We start from the raw sequence: 22,098 nt of genomic DNA, 5'->3' as shown, positions 1-22,098 counted from the left end.
TATATTAACATTATGAAGACGCTCTACATATCATAAAATAAATTTATATTATAAAAAAAGCTTATCCATCATCTACTTAAAGACGGATAAGCTTTTACTGTTGTCTAACCTTGTATCCAATTGACCAACGAATGTACTGTCAATGTACCCGGCGCAGCTGTCACAAATGCTGATGAACCGTTGCGCATGACCAAGAATTCCACTGTCTTCGGAATACCAGGAGCCAGATCCAGATGATTGTCGCTGAAAATACCTTCCTGCTCTGCCGATAGCCACACGTGTCTAGCAAGTACATCCGAACACAGCATGAATCTGCTGCCCCCGCTTCCCTGAATCTCTGTCACTTCAATTTTTGCCTGCGATAAATCCATCTCTTTCGTGTCTGCAAAATAAATTTCACCAGAGGCCACCTGTTCACCATTCTGCATTAGACGCGCGACCAGCATATGCTCCGCACGGTTCAGGCCACTCAGCCATTTGTCGATAGGCAGTATATGTACAATTCCTGCACCGCCTGCTGGTTGCTTTACCTTAACGTTCTCTTCATGAATAGCCTGGCTGCTACGGATATGCAAAAGAGTCAGCCGCAGCGTACCTGATATCGGCTCTAGTGTATCGTTGACCAGATGCAGGGCCTTATTCCCCTGTTCTGTATCGGTTGCACTCAACAGCACATCAGCAAAGCTACGCTTAGCCGTATATTGGAGCGCCTTCCAACGACCAAAATAGTCCATACTCGACCAGGAGGCAACGGGCCAGCAGTCATTCATTTGCCAGTATAATGTTCCCATGCAATAGGGCTTGTGACGACGATGCGCCTCTATAGCTGCTTTCATTGCTTCTGCCTGTAAAATTTGGCTCATGTGAAGAAAACATGTAAAATCCTTTGGCTCTCGCATGTATCGCTCCATATATTCTTTAATCAGACGATTGCCCGCATCGTTCTTCTGATGTGCCAGCATCACCTCAGATTCCAGCTCCAAATCCTTCTCTTCCGCATAAGTATGAACAGACTTGTATTCAGGAAAGGACTGAAAACCATATTCACTCATAAAACGACCCACATGTACATGATAATTCTCAAACGGCTCAGACGCGTGCCATACACCCCAATAATGAATATCACCTGCAGTTGAAGACCGATGGGCATGCTGGTTCCGATCTCTGGTCAGGTCAATCAGCGGGGAGGAGGGCCAATAGGCTGTCTGCGCAGACCAGGTGTGTACCGCCTCCGGTAGAATCCGATGAAAGAGTGTTTCATAATCATTCCATAGGCGTTCCCGTTGCTCAGGTGTGTAGTCCTTTTTCCAGCCCCAGCCTCCATTCTCTTCATAATGCGCCCATGCAGAATCGATCTCATTGTTGCCGCACCATAAGGCAATGCAGGGATGATGACGCAGCCGCTTAATATTGTCCTTGGCTTCCTGTGCCACATTGTCCATAAAATCCTCATCCCCCGGGTACATACTGCAGGCGAACATAAAATCTTGCCACACGAGCAAACCGTATTCATCACAAAGCTCATAAAATATGTCTTGTTCATAAATACCGCCACCCCACACCCGCAGCATATTCATATTCGAGGCGGCTGCACTGGCAATTTCATACCGATATCGTTCCATCGTAACTTCAGTGACAAAGCTGTCATTCGGAATATGGTTAGCCCCTTTTGCAAACACAGGAATTCCGTTCAGCTCAAAATAAAAGCTCTCTCCTGCTGCATCCCGTTCACGTACAAGACGGATGGAACGCAGTCCCGTTTTTACTGATTTTTCCGCGATTACAGTTCCTTGTCCTTGCTCCACCAATTCGGCCACAAACGTATATAAATGCGGCTCCCCCAGTCCACGGCACCACCACAGCTTCGGCTTCTTCATCTCCAGCTCCAGCTCGACCGTCTGCTTCCCCTTCAGCAGTCGTACCGGCTTGGACCACACCTTCCCGTCAGCGGAAATACGCAACTCGGCATCTCTAATCTCATCTGCATTTTCGATCTCTACCACTGCCATGAGTTTAGCCCCTACCGAATTCACCTCGTCCTGTCGAATAAACAAGTCTCTCACGATCAGACCGGACCACGCCTCGATCCGGACCTCCCTCCAGATACCGCTCGTCACCAGCCTCGGTCCCCAGTCCCAACCGTAGTGGTAGGGAGCCTTACGCGCGAAAACGCTTACCTTTTTGTCGGACAAACCACCGATCTCAGACTGATCATTGGGTGCAGGGAGTCCATAACCCAAGCTTTCAAGCTTGGGTACATCTTCAGCGATCGGAGAACGAAAACTGATTTCTAGCCGATTTTCCCCTTGCTGAACAAATGCCTTCACATCCTGTCTCCATACCCGAAACATATTATTGGCTGACAAGACAGATTGACCATTCACTTTTACATCCGCGTATGTGTCCAGACCTTCCAACACCAACTCTACACATTGACATTGAAGCTGATCTGCATTTATCTCAAAATGGGCTTCATATATCCAATCCTGCTTATCAATCCACTGTACCTCCATCTCGTTCATACCGATAAACGGATCAGGAATTTTGCCATGTCGTAAAAGATCAGTATGCACACAACCCGGCACTTTCGCGCTGAGCCACTCATCACTTTGTGCTTTCCTAAACCTCCAGCCATCCAACCCTATCACATTAACCATCGTCACAAGCCTCCTATAAGCATGATTGGGAACATCTGGATTCGTTAGTAACATAACAAAAATAACATCAAGCTAACAAAATAGTCAATTGTTTTTTAAAACAAATGACAAAATACAAAATAAAAGTCGCCCTCTGCCCCTAAACAGGCTAAAAGCGACCTCCTTCGTCTTCACGGTGTATGGTGTCATAACACGTATCTCGACATTAACTATATGTGATTGTGCTGATGGGACGCTCACGGTCATCATTTTCCCGACTGATCCGGGGTGCATGAACTTCCCGTACGAATAGCTCAGCATGTAGCAACTTTTTCTCGACAGGCGAGTTCAGGTTCGTTATGCGCCATAACAACTGGTCCACTGCACGCATTCCCAGCAATTCCTTATCCACTCTCACCGTGGCATAAATCGGCATTTGTTCATTCGTATCGTCAAACCCGGTCACTCCGCAACGCCTCGGAACGTCAATCCCCTTTTCTTTCAGCACATCCACGACTTGCGCAGCAGTCACATCATTAGCACATACAAAAACCTCAGGCAGTTCGTCCTCGGACAACTTTTCCATTTCCTCAGCAAGCGCTTGCGCTCCCCTGTGAAGAAGAGCTTTAATCTGCCGCAATTCTACTCCGCTCATTTCCAGTGTGGAACGACATGCTTCCCAGCGTTCGTAGAAACTGTGAGCGTCATCAATATGACCCACAAACTGAAAGCGGGTATAGCCCCTACACAGCAAGTCCTTCATTAATTCACTCATGCATGTGCGATTATCTGTAAACACCGTATCACTTAAAAATGCAGAATCCCAATGATCTACCATGACGACCGGAATACCCATCCGATAAATGTTCAGCAACAATGAAGTTGAAATCGTCCCTACCGTGATAATTCCTTTAATCGACTCTGGATTCAGTAAAGAAAACATGTCTTCAGTCGAGGGCTCCGTTAACGTGATCATATCCATACCCTTACGGTTCAGACGCTCGGAAATCCCTTCAAATACAGGCCCCCAGTATCTGGATTCCCTGTTCTGGTACCTAATATTCGGAAATAACACTAGCACGGTACCCGACCATTCTCTGGTATCTGTGTCCCGAGGCTCTACCCCTGTGATTTTGGGATGACTGCGAAAATAGCCCATCTGGGCGGCAAGCTTGACCAGAACCGCCCTTGTCTCTTCACTTACACCGGGTTTGCCTGACAGTGCACGCGAAACAGCGAACTTTGAAACGCCCGCCGCATCCGCAATTTCTTGCAACGTTACTTTTCCACGCATCTTCTCACCCAACCCTATTCGGAATCTTTTTCTACCTTAATCTTTCTAATACACGGGTGTACCTATAAACTGGTACCATCGTAGCATACTTTGTTTTAGATCATCAAATGATTGATTTGTACAAATCCACACCCTGCACCAAAATATGTTTGCTTAATAAAAAAACAAACCGCATAACAAGCAATTATAAATTACTTGACGTGAGGTTCTTTATTTCCTACAATTTACTATTGAAAGCACTTACATTGTGTAAATCATACTTATTAAGGGGGATTTGCAAATGTTCATGAACAGGTCGGTACGACAGAGCTCCATTCTACTCCTGTCTTTGCTGCTGCTCGTTACAACGGGCTGCGCGAATGGAACAGGCGGTAAGGCAGAAAAGGAAGATCCTAATGACACCAGTCCCATTACATTTACTTTCTTTGGCGGTGATTCCAGCTCTAACTGGAACAACATGAAGGATGCTGTCGGGCAGGAAATTATCAAGAAAACGGGTGTTACGCTAAATGCCGAACATGCTGTCAATGGCCGAGGCGAGGAAAAGTTTGCTTTAATGGCAGCGAGCGGAGAGTATCCAGATCTCGTGTACCCCAAATCAGACATTGGCAAGTTGGTCGATGCCGGAGCACTCATTGACTTAACAGATCTCATTGATAAATACGGCCCTAACATTAAGAAAGTGTATGGAGACTATTTTAATCGTATTAAATATAGTAGTGAAGATCCAGCCATTTACACGATCCCGACCAATTTGGGTGTGGATCACATCGCGTTTGATGCACAAGCTGGCTTCGAAATCCAGCATCAGGCACTTAAGAAGCTTGGATACCCTAAAATCCGCATCGTTCAAGATTTTGAAAAAGCACTTAAAGATTATGTCGCCAAATATCCTACCACCAATGGCCAGCCTACCATCCCCCTATCACTCGATGCCGAAGACTGGAAAATTCAAATTACGGTGACAAACCCGGCTGTTACTGCTACAGGTGGACCCGACGATGGCGAATATTATATTGATCCTAAAACACACAAAGCCATTCTTCACTACAAGCGCCCAGAGGAACGTGAATATTTCCGTTGGTTGAACCATATGTACAATGAAGGACTGTTGGATAAGGATACATTTGTGCAAAAAAGTGATCAGTACAAGTCCAAAATCGCCGCAGGCCGTGTCATCGGACTCATTGATCAGGAATGGAACTATCAAGATGCCGAAAATGCGCTCAAGGCAGCAGGTAAGGATGAATTCACTTACGCCCATTTTCCTGTCACTTTAAATGAGAAATACGAAGACCATTCCCTCCAGCCCATTGGCTTCGATACTGCATCCGGGATCGGAATTACAACCTCATGCGAAAATCCGGTGCGGGCTATCAAGTTTCTGGATTTTCTGGCCTCCGACGAAGGACAAATTTTACGTAATTGGGGAATTGAAGGCCAGCATTACAACGTAGAGAACGGCAAACGAGTCATTCCGGCGGATGTGCAACAACGTAAAAACACCGATAACGCTTCTTTTAGCAGAGAGTCAGGAATCGGTTTGTACTGGATATGGGGGCCACATTATGGCGATAGCGTGAAGGACCCTTCTGGCAACTATTACACAACCAATTATCCAGAGATGATTACCGAAAATTATAGTCAAGCCGAAAAAGAGTCCCTTCAGGCATACAAAGCCCAGACGTGGAAAGACCTGTTTCCGAACGAAAAGGATTTTCCGGTAAAAGAGTGGGGTGCTGCCTACAACATGCCTGTTCCGACCGATACGAATTACAATGTTATTTATCAAAAGTCGCAGGACATTGTACGCAAACGGATTCCTGAGGCTGTACTCGCCAAGCCAGATCAGTTCGACGCTGTGTATGACCGCATGCTCCAAGAGCTGGATCAGGCAGGTGTGCCAAAGGCTGAAGAAATCTATACTGGCCTAATCCAAAATCGGCTGAAACTGTGGTACGGTGAAAAATAAGGTTTGCTTTTTAATGAAATATTATAGGGCTGACAGACCATGCTGTTCAGCCCTTCTACATTAACTTTTACATTAAATATTCTGTTTGGTTTCTTTTTCTTTCCAAGAATTACTTTTCCCTGAAACACGATGTACGTAAAACAATAAAATGATTGGAATCAACGCAATCCCGCCACACATCACCCAAGATATTTGAATAGGTGTTTGATCGGAAGACAAATCCGTAAAATTACGACTGATGATCCCTGTCACGATTAAACCTACGCACATGCCTAATTGTGAAATCGCAGAATCCAGAGATAGTAGTGTAGAACGATACTCATTAGAGATTCTTTTGTTCAGAAAAATTTGTTTGGCAACCGGGTACATGCCGCGTCCAATTTCATAGATCAAAAAGGTAAGCAGTACAGGATAAAATGTGTTGAACGCACCAGCTAAAATGAGCCAGACCCCTATCATGCCGCAAGCATACACGAGTATATGTACATCACTGTATCGTGCGCCTAGCTTTCGAACTAGATAACTTCCCAAAGTCATACATAGTGAATAGCCTGCCTTGATAAACCCCATAATCCAAATCCCTTGTTCGGAAAGGCCAACCAGACGTGGCTGTTGAAATGTATTCCCCGCCGAGTTCGAAAAGCTGATAAATAAACCAATCATAAACACAATCCAGATGGACTTATTTTCAAAACCGATACGGACGCTTTCTCCGATAATCGTTTTAATGCGAGTAGTAGACGTCTTTCGATGAGCAACATTCTCCTCATCCATATAAAAGGAACATAGAAAAATGCATACAATAATAGATAAAATACTGACTGCCCATGGAAGTGAATAGTTATAGGTTGCGAGAAAGGCCCCCAACAGACCACAAATAAATCCCGAAATGTACTGTATACTGTTAGAGGTTGTAAAAAGAACTTCCATGGGCTTATCACTGTTTTCCACAACCCAGGATTCTAACGAACCTGATTGTAAACATATAGCCAGACCCCCAAAAACTTGCGCGAACACAAGCACCCCGATATGATCTGTCCAAACGAACAACACACTGTAGACTAAAAAACAGCAAAGTCCCAAAATAACAGAAATTTTTCTGCCATACTTGTCTGCAATCGCCCCTGTGGGTATCTCAAACAAAAAAATACTTACAAAAAATACAACCAGTAAGAAGTTCGCACTTTGCAGAGAAAGTCCTTTAGCTAATAGAAATAGGATGAGCGTAGTCCCCGTGATTTCACTCATAAAAAATTGAAGAAAGCTGACGGAGTAAAATAGCTTATGAGGTTGCACTCTCAGGACTCCGTCGCTTGCTCTGCAGCCTTATATTCACTTCGCAAAATCCCCATCTGAATAATGTCATAGTATTGCCCTTCCCTGAATAGCTTTTCCCGTAGCCGACCTTCTTCCTTGAAGCCGCAGGCCAGATAGCAACGGTGTGCACGTTCATTAAACGCATAGACCTCCAACTCCAGCCGATGCAGGTTCAGTGTATGAAATGCGAATTTTTGTAATAGTCGGATCGCTTCCCGTCCGTAACCTTTGCCCAGATCACCGTCACGCCCGATCACAACACCAAGGGTGGCGTGCCGATTCACCCAGTTGATTTTGAATAAGTCCAGTTGTCCGATATAGTCCAGTGTGTCTTTATGCGCAATGACAAAACCTTTGATCTCGGGGTTGCCGTCAATCATCATCTGCACAAAGGATTCGCTATTCACCTGTGAATGCGGGTAGATAAACACGTCGCTTAAACCACGTGTGATTTCCGGGTCATTGACCCATTTTCGGATAGCTGGTATATCTTCTTGACGGTATTCTCTCAATACTATTCGTTTTCCAATGATATGCGGCATCGTAATCTTCCCTCCAATTATGTATTTGTTTTGGCAATACTAACTCGCCGCCAACACCTTTACGCTTCCATTACTCTCACAAACTCCAGAAAACGTGTACCTTTATAATGAAGCTCCCCACGATCCCCGATCACAATCATACCAAAGTCTGTATCCTTCACCTCCAGCTCCATACGCTCACCCCCGTCAAACTCAAAGGTGATATAATAATATGTCGAAGCTGAAAAATCGCCTGATCCCCCACGCACTCTCGTCCGTTTATCCACAACCTTACATGAACGTTGTACCCGTTCGGCTGCTTGATTGGACAGGCCCGCTCCTATCGTTTTGACAATTCCCATAATCATTACAAAAGCAATGAGTCCAAATACGATAAAAAAGATTGTATTAAACGATTGAAATTCCATAAAATCACTTCCCATTCGCTTCATCCTTTCTACAGTAAAATGTAAATTTTCCATTCTATTGCCCATTGACAAATCGTACATCTTCACCCTCAAAAACTCCAATACTTTTTTAACATACTTACGAAAAAAAAGTTCTTTCGCTCTTTTCCGCACCCCGCTTGGACTTATACCCGATCTGGGTCCTCTGATCCCCTCTAGACCGATTGACAAAACTATATATAGATATAAAATAGAGAATGTACTCTAAATATAGTGTAAAAAACGTATTTATGCCCGATATCTTGAAGATACAGGTATGAAAATACATGTAAATATAGAGTCAAAATCTTAAATGGCGCAGCCAGCAAGGGATTCCATCTATAATAGATCCCAGGCAATGCGTTTTCTTTTTTCGTTAATTGTTTAAGGAGGTTGCATACCATGCTGATTGCATATGATTCGAAGACCGGCAATGTAAAAAGATTTATAAACAAGCTCAAGCTTCCAGCGGTTCAGATCGAGGAGCAAATGACTATAGAAGAACCTTACGTACTTATTACATATACAACTGGGTTTGGGCAGATACCTGAGAGGGTATCTTCCTTTTTGAAAAAGAATGCTCAAAACCTTGTTGGTGTAGCTGCAAGCGGCAACCGTAACTGGGGTGAGAAATTTGCCAAAAGTGCGGATTTGATTGCCGATCATTATAATGTCCCCGTGATTAGTAAATTTGAATTATCTGGAACGTTCGGAGATGTAGAGCGTTTTAAACAGGAGGTGAGCCGAGTTGCGGCATATTGAATTGAACAACATGTTGATGAAACGCGATACAGACGGCTTTTTCCAATTGGAAAAAGACCAAGAGGCTGTAGCAGAGTTTATGAAGGAAGTTCAGGAACGGAGTTTGAAGTTTGCTGACACAGCCGCTCAAGTGCTGTATATGATTGAGAATGATTATTACGAAAATTTCTATAACAGCTACACGGCTGACGAAATTAATGATATTTTCCATATCACTCATAGCTATAATTTTAAATTTCCTTCCTATATGGCAGCATCCAAGTTTTACACCGACTATGCAATGAAGAGTAACGACCGGAAAGTCTATCTGGAACATTACCCTGACCGGGTTGCTGCTGTCGCGCTGCATTTAGGACGCGGTAACGCCGATACGGCACGCCTGTTGTCCCGCTCGATGATGGAGCAACGCCTCCAGCCAGCAACACCAACCTTCCTGAATGCAGGCAAAAGCCGCCGTGGGGAATTGGTATCCTGCTTCCTGCTCGAAATGGACGACTCCCTGAACTCAATCAACTATGTGCTGAACACCTGCATGCAGTTGTCCAAAATCGGGGGCGGTGTTGCGGTCAACCTGTCGAAACTGCGGGCACGCGGCGAAGCGATTAAAGGCGTAGAAGGCGCAGCAAAAGGCATTATGCCTGTGCTGAAGCTGATGGAAGACGGTTTCTCCTATGCAGATCAAATGGGGCAACGTAAAGGCTCTGGGGCAGCCTATTACAACATTTTCGGATGGGACGTGCTTGAGTTCCTGGATAGCAAAAAGATCAATGCTGACGAAAGAGTACGTCTCAAGACACTTTCTATTGGATTGCTGGTGCCAAACCGCTTTTACAAGCTGGCTCAAGATAATGAACCGCTGCATGTATTTGCTCCTTACAGTGTGTTCAAAGCCTATGGAACGCATTTGGACGACATGGATTTGGATGAAATGTACGACACGTTGCTCGCTGACGATCGGGTGAAGAAAAAAATAGCGATGAGTGCACGTGACATGCTGACGAAAATTGCCATGATTCAGTTGGAGTCTGGTTATCCATATATCATGAACAAAAGTAACGCGAACCAGGCACATGCTCTTAAAAACGTGGGTCAAGTCAAGATGTCGAACCTATGCACGGAAATCTTCCAGTTGCAGGAAACTTCCGAAATTACAGATTACGGCCAACAGGATACCATCCGCCGGGACGTTAGCTGTAATCTAGCTTCTCTGAACATTGTAAATGTGATGGAACATGGCAAAATCCGCGAATCCGTTCACGAGGGTATGATTGCTCTCACCTCGGTCAGCGATATGACCCAAGTAGCTAATGCACCGGGTGTTGCGAAAGCAAACCGTGAAATGCACTCCGTCGGACTGGGTGTTATGAATCTGCACGGCTATCTTGCCAAGAACAAAATTGCGTATGAAAGCAATGAAGCGAAGGACTTTGTCCGCACCTTCTTCATGACGATGAACTATCATTCCATCGAAAAAAGTATGGAAATCGCGAAAGCAGCTGGACAAAGCTTTTATGGATTTGAGGAATCGGATTATGCGACAGGCGTATATTTTGACCGATACCTGAACACAGATTATCGTCCAACAACTGCACGTGTACAAGAGTTGTTCAAAGACATCTATGTTCCGACTTCAGCGGACTGGGACAAATTAAAAGCAGATGTAATGAAAAATGGTCTGTACCACGCCTATCGTATGGCGATTGCGCCGACTGCTAGCATTTCGTACATTCAAAATGCAACATCCAGCGTCATGCCAATTGTTGAGCAGATTGAAACCCGTACCTATGCCAATTCGACGACCTACTATCCAATGCCTTATTTGCAAAAGGATAACGTGTTCTTCTATAAATCTGCTTATCAAATGGACCAGTTCAAAGTGCTTGATCTGATTGCAGAAATCCAGCCGCACGTGGACCAAGGAATTTCGACCGTGCTTCATGTGAACAGTGACGTGACTACGCGTCAGTTAGCACGTTGCTATCTGTACGCTGCACACAAAGGACTTAAATCGTTATACTACACACGCACCAAAAAGCTGTCTGTGGAAGAGTGCCTCACCTGCTCCATCTAAAGTATAAGGTAACAAGCTGTAGTATAAAAATTAGATTTTGAATAGATATAGATGCTTTGCATTAGAAGCTGTATCCAGCGTGTGGTTCAGACCTTTACGGGACTGGACAGACCCTCGCGGATACAGCTTCCGTATGTCAAGCATACGATGATTCGCCTGCACTATTTCAATGTGTGTTTCCAGGGAATCTCGCAAGCTGAAGGGAGAATGCTAACAATGACAGGTATACAAGCTGTAAACTGGAATCGCTCGGACGATGATTTCACACTGATGTTCTGGAACCAGAACATTATGCAATTTTGGACGGATGATGAAATCCCGTTGTCTGACGATAAAATGTCCTGGGTAACCCTCAGTGATATCGAAAAAGAAGCCTACATGAAGGTGCTGGGCGGATTGACGCTACTGGATACCATTCAAGGCGGCGTGGGTATGCCGCAAATTATGGAGCATGTGGACGGACTGCAACGCAAAGCCGTACTAAGCTTTATGGCGATGATGGAACAAATTCATGCCAAGTCGTACAGTAGCATCTTTACAACGCTAGCTTCCACGGAAGAAATTGACGGTGTATTCCGCTGGGTGGAAGAAAATCCACATCTCCAAACCAAGGCAGAAACCATTCGTCAGTATTATATGAATATCCACACACCGAAAGACCTGTATCTCGCGATGGCAGCGTCGGTGCTGTTAGAAAGCTATTTATTTTATAGCGGCTTCTTCTACCCTCTTTATCTGGCGGGCCAGGGCAAGTTGACATGCAGTGGAGAAATTATCGATTTGATCCTACGGGACGAAAGTATTCACGGTGTGTACGTAGGTGTACTGGCACAGGAGATTTATGCAGAATTGGATGAGGAAGAACAACGTGATCTTTACCAGACGCTGGTAGGCTTGTTGCGCTACTTGCACAATAACGAGGAACAATACACCGAGCAAATTTACACTTCTATTGGACTCGTAGACGATGTGAAAGTCTTTTTGCGCTACAACGCCAACAAGGCCATGATGAACTTGGGCTTTGATCCACTGTTTGAAGAAGAGGAAGTTAATCCCATTGTATTCAACGGCATCAGCACTCACACTAAGCAGCATGATTTCTTTTCTAAAAAAGGAAACGGCTATGTGCGGGCGATGAATGTAGAGCCGCTGACAGATGATGATTTTAATTTTGGCGTATAAGTACAAATACGTGAAATTAATTTAGCAAGGTGATACTATGAAGAGCCGTCCGCATGCGGATGGCTCAGACTGTAAAATAATAGGGTTTCAGAACTTGTTCCTAAGTTCTGAAACCCTATTATTTTCTTAAAACTACCTGCTATGCAGGTGGTTCCGGAAAGCTTCGAGCAGTAGTTTACATATTCACATGCGTTCTCTTATATAAAACTGGTATGGCCACTGCTATAAGAATCATACCCATAAAAGCGGGTGCGGCATGACCAAGTGATACATAGATTTGACCTCCAATGATAGGCCCCATCATTCTTGCTAAAGCCTGAATAGATTGACTACCTCCTTGAATCCTTCCTTGTTCACTAGAATCAACAGACTTGGAGAGCATCCCATTGAATGAAGGCCCAAAGACTGAATCACCAAAACCAAATATAAACATTCCAGCGATAAAAAGAGGATAGAATGAGAACAAAGCAGATAGCGCAATAAGACTATAGCCTATAATCTCCGAAACCATTCCAAGAATGGCTATCTGTTTATCACTAAGTTTTCTCAAAAGCTTTGGCATGATGAAACCTTGTGAGATAATGTCTTGGACACCCATAATTGAGAACATAAGTCCGATTAGTGCAGGCTTCCAACTAAAAGTATCCATTGTAAATTGTGAAAAAACGGCCTGTAAAGATCCGTTGGGTATCCAAAGTAAGAATGCCGAGATAAGTAGCCTGTTTAAGTTTTTCATGGAAAGCAGGTTTGCAAGCTGTATGAATGGATTAAGTCTTACAAAAGTAATTTCTTTCAGTCTATGTTTCTTGTCAAGGCTCTCAGGCATAAAAAAGAATCCATATATAACATTCACTAAAGTTATAATTGCTCCAAAATACATGGGTACAGAATAACCAAACTTGGCAAGTAACCCGCCTACAGTTGGGCCAATGACGGTACCTACACCTACAACCGCACTCACCCATCCAAAGTATTTAGTTCTCTGTTCTGTAGGAATGATGTCTGCAAAATAGGCGAAGATCGTGCTTATGCTCCCACCTGTTATACCCTCTATTATGCGTCCCGCAAATAGTACCCATAGAGCTCCTCCTATGCCAAAAACCAAGTACCCGATTGCGGAACCCAAAAGGCATACTAAGAGCAATGGACGACGGCCATATTTGTCACTCAGAGCTCCAAGCACGGGGGCCGCAAAAAACACGCAGAAGGCATAAACAGAAGTCAGCAGCGTGACAACGATAGCTTGTTCTCCCGGATTGCTTATATAAGGCTGTACTAAGAAAGGGACGACAGGTGCTATGATACTGAAGCCTATTCCGCAAAGAAACACAGAGATAAGACCGAATATTAAAGCGTGTTTATCTACGGTTTGTTCTGTGTTCTGTTCATTGTGTGATCTAAATTTGAACATTAAATTCTCCCCTCAAAGGCTATGTTTTTATTTCCTTGGAAGCAAAAACATCGTATCACAATTTTGCTTCCTCGGCAACAAAATAATAGCAAAAAAAAGGCAGCCTGTTCTCAATAGAGCCCGGCTGCCTGTGATTTGATTTTCATTATTCAGATTTATTCCGACTTAATATCTATACCCTGTTTCTTTATTTCCGCATCCAAATGCCTATTATACTTTTCCACGAAGCTAAGCATACTATCAAATTGTTCCTCGGTTACCTGTTCAAACACGGCTTTATCTCGCTCTTGAAACTCTTTATGCAAGTCCTCATGGATTTTATAGATTACTTTCCCTTGCTCCGTAAGCCGAAAATAGATTTCTTTCTTGTTATCCGGCTTCTGGTAGCTTTCGATAATGCCTTTTTTTATGAGCTTCTTAGTTATTTTACTTATGGCACCGCTAGTCATATAAAGGGACTCCGCAAGTTTTGTCACGTTGGAATCTACATTTCTTTCAATGTATTCGATGCAATGAACTTCAGAAGACTTATAACCCTTAAGACTGTCTTCCATCTTATCCTTATTAAGCCAAACCATCTTGTTATATAAGTCCCTGAACCCCATCATGACTTGTTCTTCTTTGTTCATGGCCTGTCCTCCCACCCGTTGGTGCATTAACAACATAATATAATATATTTTTGTTTCTATTTCAACAAGCGTCTAAGCATTCAGTAATTAAAGCTAATCTACTAACGGCAAGCAGGGTAAAAAAGATATCACTCCCCATGTTGTATGTATATTTATTCTTCAGACGAGGACATACACGCAAAAAACGGCCAGATCGCTAAAGTAGCGGAATCGAGCCGTTTTCCATTTCTTAAGACCGAGCCTCTGTGAATATTTGAAAGGTGACACCAAACTTGTCTGTTACATTCCCATAAGCTAGACTAAAATGGGTTTCCTGTAAAGGCATTCCCACCTGTCCTCCTTGCTGTAGAGCATCAAACATTTTTTGAGCTTGCTCCACACTATCGGTTGTAATACAGATGCTCACCTGATTCCCACTGCTAAACGGTGATCCGGGAAAGGTATCAGAAAACATGAGCTCTGTCTCACCCACTTTAAGGGTAGCATGTCCCACACGTTCCTTGACCTCTGCGGGAATGGGAAAATCGGGGTTTTCCGGCATTTCTCCAAAGGTTTGAATAAAAAGCAGTTGAGCATCCAATGCCTCTTTATAAAATTCGATTGCTTCTTTTGCATTTCCATCCATCGTGATGTAAGGAATCAAACGTTTGGACATCTTCAACACAGCTCCTTTAATTCGAGGTGATTAACCCAGCATTTTTCCTGTATTATATACAAAACTTGTCAAGAAAAACAAATCTGTATTCTTAGCTTTCATGCACTTGAACGCCAAGCTGCTTTAGCTCCTTTATCGCTTCCGTAACGTTACGCTGTGGATGAAGCGCAGAGATCATCTGTGCAGTGATCGGAACGCCGTTGAAAATCTGGCTTACCACTCCTAGAGAAATCGGCAACTCATAGTAACTTTCAGCCCAATCCTGATATTCCTCCGGTGTAACTATAATTTTCCCCAGTAAAAAGGATGAGCCATCGTCATATCCCTCAGGAAAGTTCGTGTTGCCCTTACTCCACTCCTTATCTCCCGCTTCCCTCCACATACAAAAGGTAACGTCCTCCTTCTCCAGTGCTTCATCTTCCAAAAGCTCCATCATATCATCAGGCACGCCGTCATACATGCCCGGCCAGACCTCATATTCGTCTCTCGCATGAGGACTTACAGGGGATTCGTGGTCAAAACCCTTCAACAGCACACCTCCACACGTCCATAGCATATGAATCGTATCTCCAGCGCCGTTGTTCACCTCACCCAGACACACATCACCAGACCATTCAGACTGCATACGATACATGCGTAACCAATCTTCTGGAGACAATATAATATCCAGCGCTGACAGCAGCATCATTCTCTCTTTTAAACCATTCGGCGTTACCTGTGCATCAAGCATCATATTCTTCATCATACCTCCACCTTGTCCATGCGTACTAAAATTCCATTTGTCTCTGCTTTTGTCTTTCAAGCTTTGCTTGCTCAACTATCTGCCGAATGAAAGGTCCCTTGGCTTCGGTATACGCTGCACGGTCATGTTTGAATTGATGCGCCAAATCTTTTTTTAAAGTCTCATACGCTCGCAGGCTCTCAGGATGCGCTTTTAAGTAATCTCTGAGCAATAAATGGTTTTCCCAATGCTCACCTTTATACTTGTAAATATGCAAGTGATGAGTCCCAGCTCCCCATTCTCCACGGCGAAAGAAAGCTCTCTCTGGAAAATCAGGCTTATGTACATATTCATATTGAAACCTTTGTAGACGCTCTCGATGTTCGGATTGTAGACTTGCCAACTCTTCCACTCCAACCATAATATCAATAATAGGCTTGGCTCCCAGATCGGGAACGGACGTACTACCGATATGCTCTATGCCAACACATACATCTCTGAGAGCCTCTACAATTTTCCTTTTCTCTCGCATATACTCTTCAGCCCACTGCGGGTCATACCCGGATATTTCCACCTGCGAGGACATACATGAACACACCTCCACTAGCTTTCTAAAAAATGCCTTCTAATCGTGCTTGGCACAAATCAGAAGGCATTTTCTTGTTCAAATTAAAAATCATTCAGCAATTCCAGCCCTATCATTCGGCTTCTCAATCACGATCAGACAGGTGCTGTCTGGCAAAGGAACCCACTGGCCCTGCTCATCCATGAACTCAACACGGCTGGACAGCGCCTCGGCATAGCCCTCCTGTAAATAGTGGCGGCTCACCCTGATAATCGCTTGTGGTCCAAGTGTGTTACGAATACGCTCTTCATACTGTGACGGGGTAAAATAACCAAACTGCTCCTGCACTTCATGCACATAGGCTTCCGCCCCCCATGTATAGGTATATAGAAATTCCATCGCATCGTTTACTGGCAAAACAGCCTCATGCTCCCCCACACGCTCTATTTCAATGTGGCGGCCCGCAAAATCCTGCGCATACCGCATCAGCCATTCCATTCCGTCCGGCTCCAAAAATCGAATGCGTCTGCGCTGTTCTACTGGTTCGGTCATAATACCGTCACGAATGATAATGCGTCCGCCGGGTGCAAGTACACGATAAGCGCTTTGCAAAGCAGCTTCCACTGTTTGTGAGTTGAACCTTTTTCCATCTCGTTCGATGTAGGAATAGAGCTCATGAAGAATCGAAGAGAAGATAACCGTGTCCATACTCCCCGTTTCCACATATTCCTCCAACCGAAGCGCATCTCCTTTGATGACATCCCAACGATGGCGCTCCGATTGCTTCTTACGTTTAAGTGCCTCAATGACATTCACAGAAATATCAAGACCTAATGGCTTCGCATCTGGTCTTTCCTGTTCGATCAGATCCAACAGCACGCCCCCGCCGGGTCCAATATCCAGTATGCGGGTTCCAGTCACATAATCCAAAATGACCCTTTTGTAATCTACGGTCTGGTTCATATCTGTAAGATACGTTTCCTCATTGTGAAAGCGATCATAAGCATCACGCCGTAATCCGAACAGATCGAACAGCAGCAGGACTGCTTTGTCATACAGAGGCGTCTTTTCTGCCTCAATACAAAAGTCGATCAGTTTTTCAGCAGCTGATGAAAATACAAAATTGAAAAATACGGTACTTGGCAGCTCCTCTTTATGCTCTACAGTTACACTCAAATGAGGATTATGCTTCCGTTTTCCCTTTGAAATGTCCTGCCAGGACAGTGAGCTTAAGTATTTTTCTATCATTCGTTTTTTGTATACGTTAATTTTCTTAACACCACGATAGTCATAATACATCGTATTCATAAGCGATTCAAAACTGATATGCCGTACCGTTGCCGACTGTTCCTGTCCTGTACCATCCCTCAGTGTGAGTAAGAATACCTTGACCAGTTCTTGAAGTGAAAAATCCTGCAAAGCGGATTCTACATACCAAAGTGTCCGATTCTCTAGCGGAGCCAGCGCCTTCTCTACATTCAGCTCCCGCTCCAGCTCGGCGTAAGCCTGCTCAAACGGCTCCCCTGCATGTATCGAAACCGACCGCAATCTCTTCAATCGTTCCTTTACACTCCAGACTACAGGTGCGTTGTCCCATGCAATCCAACCGATTAGCTCCTCCACTTCCCCGCGTACTTGGTCCCATAATGCAGGTTCTACCCCGGCGATAATACATTCGTTCAGAGCCCGTAAAACAAGCTCCAGTTCCTCAGGGCTCAGCCAGCCCTTACGAGTAATTTCAAGCAGCAGTCGATTTTCCGCAAATGGAATTTCTCCCCGTATATATTGTCCAATTAATCCATGTGTCTCAATCAGAATTCGGGTCATGCTGTTGCGCGGGTAAGCAGGGGACTCTGCTTGAGCCTGTCTGACATACAGTTGGGAGGAGCCGATATTATGTACAAATAAATTTATACCCTCATGCTGCCAGCGTAGCCGCTCGCGGACTGTGCCTCCTTTGGCTGTCTCAGACCATACCAAAACATCCTCCAGTAGCTCTTTAACCCAGAATGACAATGGAAGTCCGTCCAAAATAAGCAACGTACGCTCCACGTAATCCAGTACAGGATTGGCATCCTTTAACTCACCTATGGATCGAATGCGTTCCAGATTAACAATACGCTCCTCAGCCGAAACAAGCAGCTTTAGCCAAGTCGGTGTATCCCAGGCCAGATCATTTTCTTTCCTGTAATTAGCAATGGCTTTTAACGATTGCAGCATTTTTCTCACCTCGTGTAATTCGGATTCGGTATGCACAGGAGACTTTGGATAGGATATTTGGATAAAACCTTGTATATATTACACTTTACCATACATTTGTAGCTTCCATCTCGTGGAAAATATTAAACATTTGTATCAATTAATCGCTTGACATATTCTAGTCTTCACATAACCTGATTTAAAGTTCCCATAGTTTCCGAGACGTCTCTCCCTCCCAAAAGCAAAAAGATACCTTCCAGCCTAAGGCCGAAGATATCTCATTGATATTGTTAGACGCAGCAAAATCATTTCTCTGCGATGTTTTATAAAGTTATAGCGTCGCTATGTGACACGTCAACCATCTATAATAGATTTCGCTTATTTATCAACAGGAACGCCATCGGGTACTGGAATACCAAAATCAGGTGTTCCATCTTCCTTCCAGTTGAACGGCTGAACACGTGTATGACGATTCGGGTCATACAGCGGGTCACCTGTAATTTCCTTGTAATTCCGGGCGTGATATACGATTACATCGCTACCGTCAGCAGCAACCGTAAAACTGTTATGACCTGGCCCGAATTGTCCTGTTTCCTCATTGGTGCAGAATACCGGCTCAGGTGATTTCGTCCATGATTTCGGATCAAGTAAATCCGCATTCTCATCTGCTGTCAACAGGCCCATGCAATAATTGTGGTCTGTGGCGCTAGCTGAATAACTGATAAAGATCCGCCCGTTCCGTTTCAGAACTGCTGCTCCTTCATTCACCTTAAAACCGATGATTTCCCAATCATATTCAGGAGTGGAGATCATGACCTGCTCACCGCGCAGCGTCCATGGATTGCTCATTTCAGAAATATACAGATTGGAATTACCGACGATGTCCGGGTCCTTCTGAGCCCACACATAATACAGAACTCCATTATGCTGGAAGGTTGTCGCATCGAGAGCGAACGTCTCCCAACGGGTTTTGATCTGTCCTTTTTCCACCCATTCCCCTTCCAGAGGATTAGCTGAATCATTTTCCAGCACGAACATCCGGTGGTCGAACAGGCCTTCCTTCGTTTCCGTTGTACGAGCTGCTGCAAAATAAATGTACCATTTGTCGTTAATATAATGAATTTCCGGTGCCCAAATGTTCGCACTTAACGGGCCCGTTTCATATTTGTGCCACACTGCGACAGGCTCTGCTGTACTCAAGCCTTGAATAGTACTTGCTCGTCGAACCTCAATGCGGTCATACTCTGGCACAGATCCGGTGAAATAATAGTATCCGTCACTATGCTTGTAAATCCAAGGGTCTGCCCGTTGCTCAATGACCGGATTATTAATGGGTACAGATTGATTCATGGTTATTCTCTCCTCTATGTGTAGTATGTAGTTCAAACAATTAATCGCTGATACGTTTTCCCCAAATGGAAATTCCTTTTTCATTCATACCCGTGAAAATTAAAGTATGGCGACCAAGCTCCCAGTCCCATGAAGGAAGCAATAACAATTCTTCCTTTGTTCCTGCGGATGTAGTGCTCCAATCCATTGTTAGAGTACGCTTGCCATCAAAACTCCAGTGACCTTCAAGAGAACCGCTGGTTGCCCGTCCTCCATCTTCCAGACGGAGCGGTTCAGCTTCCACCTGGCCGTCTACTTCCTGCCTGATCACGATGCGCTCCCAGTTGCCGGATAATAGCCTTTTGGGTATATCCTGCTCCTTTTCGCCCGCATAGCGCTCCGGAGAGACGACCGGCCAGCCCTCTGCCGTCCACAATATTTTGCGTACATGCAGGTACGGCCAGCTCTTGTCCGTTTCTCCCCGCGCATGATGTACAATATAATAATCCGCACCGTCCTTCAGGACAGAATTGTGACCTGGCGCAACCCAGCCTTCTCCTTCGCTGAACCGATAACCGCCCAATACCTTGTTTCCAATCTCGTATTGAGGCAAATAGCTGGTATCTGCCATATCATGTCCATTCATGTCTACATAAGGGCCTGTGATAGAATCTGAACGGGCAACACGAACATTGTAGTCCTCAAACAAAGAATCATACGAGACGAACAAGTAGTATTTACGGAACATTGGATTGTACACAATGTAAGGCCCTTCTACAGCACCGTCCTCAGTTGCCCGATCTCTGGCAGCGATATTTTTACCATAGCCAGATTCTTTGAGCTTTCCAGTCTGGGGATCAAGCGGTGTAATATAGATACCGCCGAAAAAAGAGCCGTATACCATCCATGGATTTCCCTCTGCATCCAGCACCGGATTGGCATCAATCGCATTCAGCTTGTCATGCTCTCCTGTTTTAACGACCAGCCCCTCATCCTTCCAAGGGCCTTCCGGGGAGCTGGATGTCTGCAATCCAATCGCAGACCGTGTGCTGCCAAAGGTAGAAGCGGAGTAATACATCCGATAGGTATCACCCACCTTGATGATGTCCGGTGCCCACAGATTGGTTGCGGATGACCACGCCTCTGCTTCCTTTGGAATGCCGGGGAGTGCATACTGAACCCAATTCCAGTGAATCAGATCAGTCGATTTGCGTACCATGACACCAGGTCTCAATTCTCCACCTGTCTTTACATCCGTTGAGTAGACATAATAGCCTTGATCTGTTTTGATAATCGCCGGGTCATGTGCATTGTTAATGGTCCAGCGCTGTTCATCGTTAATCGTACTCTGATCATACAAGTGATCGGGAGGCGGAGCCTGCGGATACACAGGGTCCGGAGTGTTATCCCCACAGCCGGATAGACCCAGCATGAGCAGCATAACCATAACTGTTATTCTCCTCCTTCCTTTACCCATTACATATTGCGACTGCCTTACATCATTCATCCGTCCCCTCCAAGTGTCAATTAACCTTTGACACCCGAAATGGCAACCGATTCAATAATTTGTTTCTGGAAGATCAAGAATATAATCAGTACAGGTAACAATGCTATAATCGATGCTGCCATAATAAGCGGATAGTCCGTCTGAATGGCGTAAGTCGCATTAAAATTCGCGATAACCAGCTGCAATGTCTGCGTTTCTGGTGAGTTCAAGTAAATAATCGGTGCCAAATAATCGTTCCAAATCCCCATGAACCATAAAATAAGCTGTGCCGCAACTGCCGGCTTAATGAGCGGGAACGTAATCGACGAATAGAGTCGGAAATAAGAACTTCCGTCAATTTTCGCAGCTTCGATAATGGCATCCGGTACGCTAAGCAAGTATTGCCGTAGGAAAAAGATCATAACTACATTTCCGAACAAACCTGGAACGATCAGAGGCAAAAGTGTATCGACCCAGCCAAGTTTGGAAAACATCATAAACTGTGGAATCATAACCGTTGGGTATGGAATCATCATAGATGCGATGAGTGCCAAAAACAGTTTGTTTTTATGAGGGAATTTCAGCTTTGCAAATGCAAAAGCGGCCACACTGGATGTGAAGGTACCTACAACGGTAACACTTACAGCCACAATCACGCTGTTCTTGATCCCGCTTAACAAAGGTCCTGCTTCCCAAATTTCCTTATACTTGCCAAACTGGAACACCTCTGGTATCCATACTGGTGGAAGAGCAAAGACATCCTGCTTTTCTTTCACCGAAGTGGACAGCATCCAAAGCAGCGGTGCGATCATCACAATCGCTCCAATCGCTAGTACAATAAAGATAATGATATTGGTAACTTTCGTTTTTTGACTATGGGACATAATCAGACTCACTCCTTT

18 protein-coding genes are annotated in these 22,098 nt (G+C 44.6%); 4 read left to right on the top strand and 14 right to left on the bottom strand.

What is annotated here, in order from left to right:
• Positions 1-104: 104 nt before the first annotated feature.
• Together ACL9RM_RS06505 and ACL9RM_RS06500 are read right to left on the bottom strand one after the other, a co-directional pair.
• Positions 105-2,657, bottom strand: a complete 2,553-nt coding sequence (locus tag ACL9RM_RS06505) for a beta-mannosidase (RefSeq protein ID WP_414126228.1) — start codon at positions 2,655-2,657, stop codon at positions 105-107.
• Between the two features lie 205 nt (positions 2,658-2,862).
• A complete protein-coding gene (locus ACL9RM_RS06500; protein WP_414126227.1) occupies positions 2,863-3,930 on the bottom strand; it encodes a LacI family DNA-binding transcriptional regulator in 1,068 nt (355 codons plus the stop codon).
• Between the two features lie 280 nt (positions 3,931-4,210).
• Between ACL9RM_RS06500 and ACL9RM_RS06495 the strand changes: the two genes are divergently transcribed.
• Positions 4,211-5,902: an ABC transporter substrate-binding protein gene (locus ACL9RM_RS06495; protein WP_250268042.1), complete on the top strand. Its 1,692-nt coding sequence runs from the start codon at positions 4,211-4,213 to the stop codon at positions 5,900-5,902.
• Positions 5,903-5,974: 72 nt separating this feature from the next.
• Here the strand turns inward: ACL9RM_RS06495 and ACL9RM_RS06490 are convergent, their stop codons facing one another.
• The 3 genes from ACL9RM_RS06490 to ACL9RM_RS06480 are packed head-to-tail and all read right to left on the bottom strand — an operon-like array spanning position 5,975 to position 8,183.
• Positions 5,975-7,198 (bottom strand): MFS transporter, encoded by a 1,224-nt coding sequence (locus tag ACL9RM_RS06490; RefSeq protein WP_250268041.1) that lies wholly within the window; start codon positions 7,196-7,198, stop codon positions 5,975-5,977.
• A 2-nt stretch (positions 7,199-7,200) separates the two neighbouring features.
• Positions 7,201-7,761, bottom strand: coding sequence for a GNAT family N-acetyltransferase (locus ACL9RM_RS06485; RefSeq protein ID WP_069291658.1), 561 nt, complete (start codon positions 7,759-7,761; stop codon positions 7,201-7,203).
• A gap of 59 nt (positions 7,762-7,820) precedes the next feature.
• The gene (locus tag ACL9RM_RS06480) at positions 7,821-8,183 is read right to left on the bottom strand and encodes a DUF2500 domain-containing protein (RefSeq protein WP_061828689.1); all 363 of its coding nucleotides are present in this window, start codon (positions 8,181-8,183) and stop codon (positions 7,821-7,823) included.
• Between the two features lie 405 nt (positions 8,184-8,588).
• On the opposite strand from ACL9RM_RS06480, the gene nrdI reads away from it, so the two are divergent.
• From nrdI to nrdF, 3 genes are all read left to right on the top strand, one after another.
• The gene (nrdI, locus tag ACL9RM_RS06475; RefSeq protein ID WP_016819181.1) at positions 8,589-8,948 is read left to right on the top strand and encodes a class Ib ribonucleoside-diphosphate reductase assembly flavoprotein NrdI; all 360 of its coding nucleotides are present in this window, start codon (positions 8,589-8,591) and stop codon (positions 8,946-8,948) included.
• Positions 8,935-11,019: a class 1b ribonucleoside-diphosphate reductase subunit alpha gene (gene nrdE / locus ACL9RM_RS06470; protein WP_061828561.1), complete on the top strand. Its 2,085-nt coding sequence runs from the start codon at positions 8,935-8,937 to the stop codon at positions 11,017-11,019. Before nrdI ends, nrdE begins: the two co-directional genes overlap by 14 nt.
• A 216-nt stretch (positions 11,020-11,235) precedes the next feature.
• Positions 11,236-12,201 (top strand): class 1b ribonucleoside-diphosphate reductase subunit beta, encoded by a 966-nt coding sequence (nrdF, locus tag ACL9RM_RS06465; protein WP_250268040.1) that lies wholly within the window; start codon positions 11,236-11,238, stop codon positions 12,199-12,201.
• Positions 12,202-12,376: 175 nt separating this feature from the next.
• On the opposite strand, the gene ACL9RM_RS06460 is transcribed toward nrdF, so the two are convergent.
• The 9 genes from ACL9RM_RS06460 to ACL9RM_RS06420 form a co-directional block, all read right to left on the bottom strand.
• Positions 12,377-13,612: an MFS transporter gene (locus ACL9RM_RS06460; protein ID WP_250261769.1), complete on the bottom strand. Its 1,236-nt coding sequence runs from the start codon at positions 13,610-13,612 to the stop codon at positions 12,377-12,379.
• A 155-nt stretch (positions 13,613-13,767) separates the two neighbouring features.
• Positions 13,768-14,241 carry a MarR family transcriptional regulator gene (locus ACL9RM_RS06455; protein ID WP_235308061.1) on the bottom strand — a complete coding sequence of 158 codons (474 nt, stop codon included), beginning with the start codon at positions 14,239-14,241 and terminating at the stop codon, positions 13,768-13,770.
• 229 nt (positions 14,242-14,470) lie between these two features.
• Positions 14,471-14,896 (bottom strand): VOC family protein, encoded by a 426-nt coding sequence (locus ACL9RM_RS06450; RefSeq protein WP_250268039.1) that lies wholly within the window; start codon positions 14,894-14,896, stop codon positions 14,471-14,473.
• Between the two features lie 91 nt (positions 14,897-14,987).
• Positions 14,988-15,638 (bottom strand): hypothetical protein, encoded by a 651-nt coding sequence (locus ACL9RM_RS06445; protein WP_422759359.1) that lies wholly within the window; start codon positions 15,636-15,638, stop codon positions 14,988-14,990.
• A gap of 25 nt (positions 15,639-15,663) precedes the next feature.
• Positions 15,664-16,203: a GrpB family protein gene (locus ACL9RM_RS06440; protein WP_250268037.1), complete on the bottom strand. Its 540-nt coding sequence runs from the start codon at positions 16,201-16,203 to the stop codon at positions 15,664-15,666.
• Between the two features lie 90 nt (positions 16,204-16,293).
• Complete coding sequence (locus tag ACL9RM_RS06435; protein WP_250268036.1) at positions 16,294-18,402, bottom strand: class I SAM-dependent methyltransferase; 2,109 nt, start codon at positions 18,400-18,402, stop codon at positions 16,294-16,296.
• 357 nt (positions 18,403-18,759) lie between these two features.
• Positions 18,760-19,731: a family 43 glycosylhydrolase gene (locus tag ACL9RM_RS06430; protein WP_250268035.1), complete on the bottom strand. Its 972-nt coding sequence runs from the start codon at positions 19,729-19,731 to the stop codon at positions 18,760-18,762.
• Positions 19,732-19,771: 40 nt separating this feature from the next.
• Entirely contained in the window at positions 19,772-21,157 is a 1,386-nt protein-coding gene (locus tag ACL9RM_RS06425) for an arabinan endo-1,5-alpha-L-arabinosidase (RefSeq protein WP_069291653.1), read from the bottom strand.
• An 80-nt stretch (positions 21,158-21,237) separates the two neighbouring features.
• Entirely contained in the window at positions 21,238-22,080 is an 843-nt protein-coding gene (locus ACL9RM_RS06420; protein ID WP_250268034.1) for a carbohydrate ABC transporter permease, read from the bottom strand.
• Positions 22,081-22,098: the final 18 nt, after the last annotated feature.

Origin of the sequence: Paenibacillus sp. S29, from assembly GCF_049319765.1 — a bacterium.
Lineage (GTDB): Bacteria > Bacillota > Bacilli > Paenibacillales > Paenibacillaceae > Paenibacillus > Paenibacillus polymyxa_B.
Note: the sequence above shows the minus strand (reverse complement) of the source record. Positions and strands in the feature narration are given on the sequence as shown.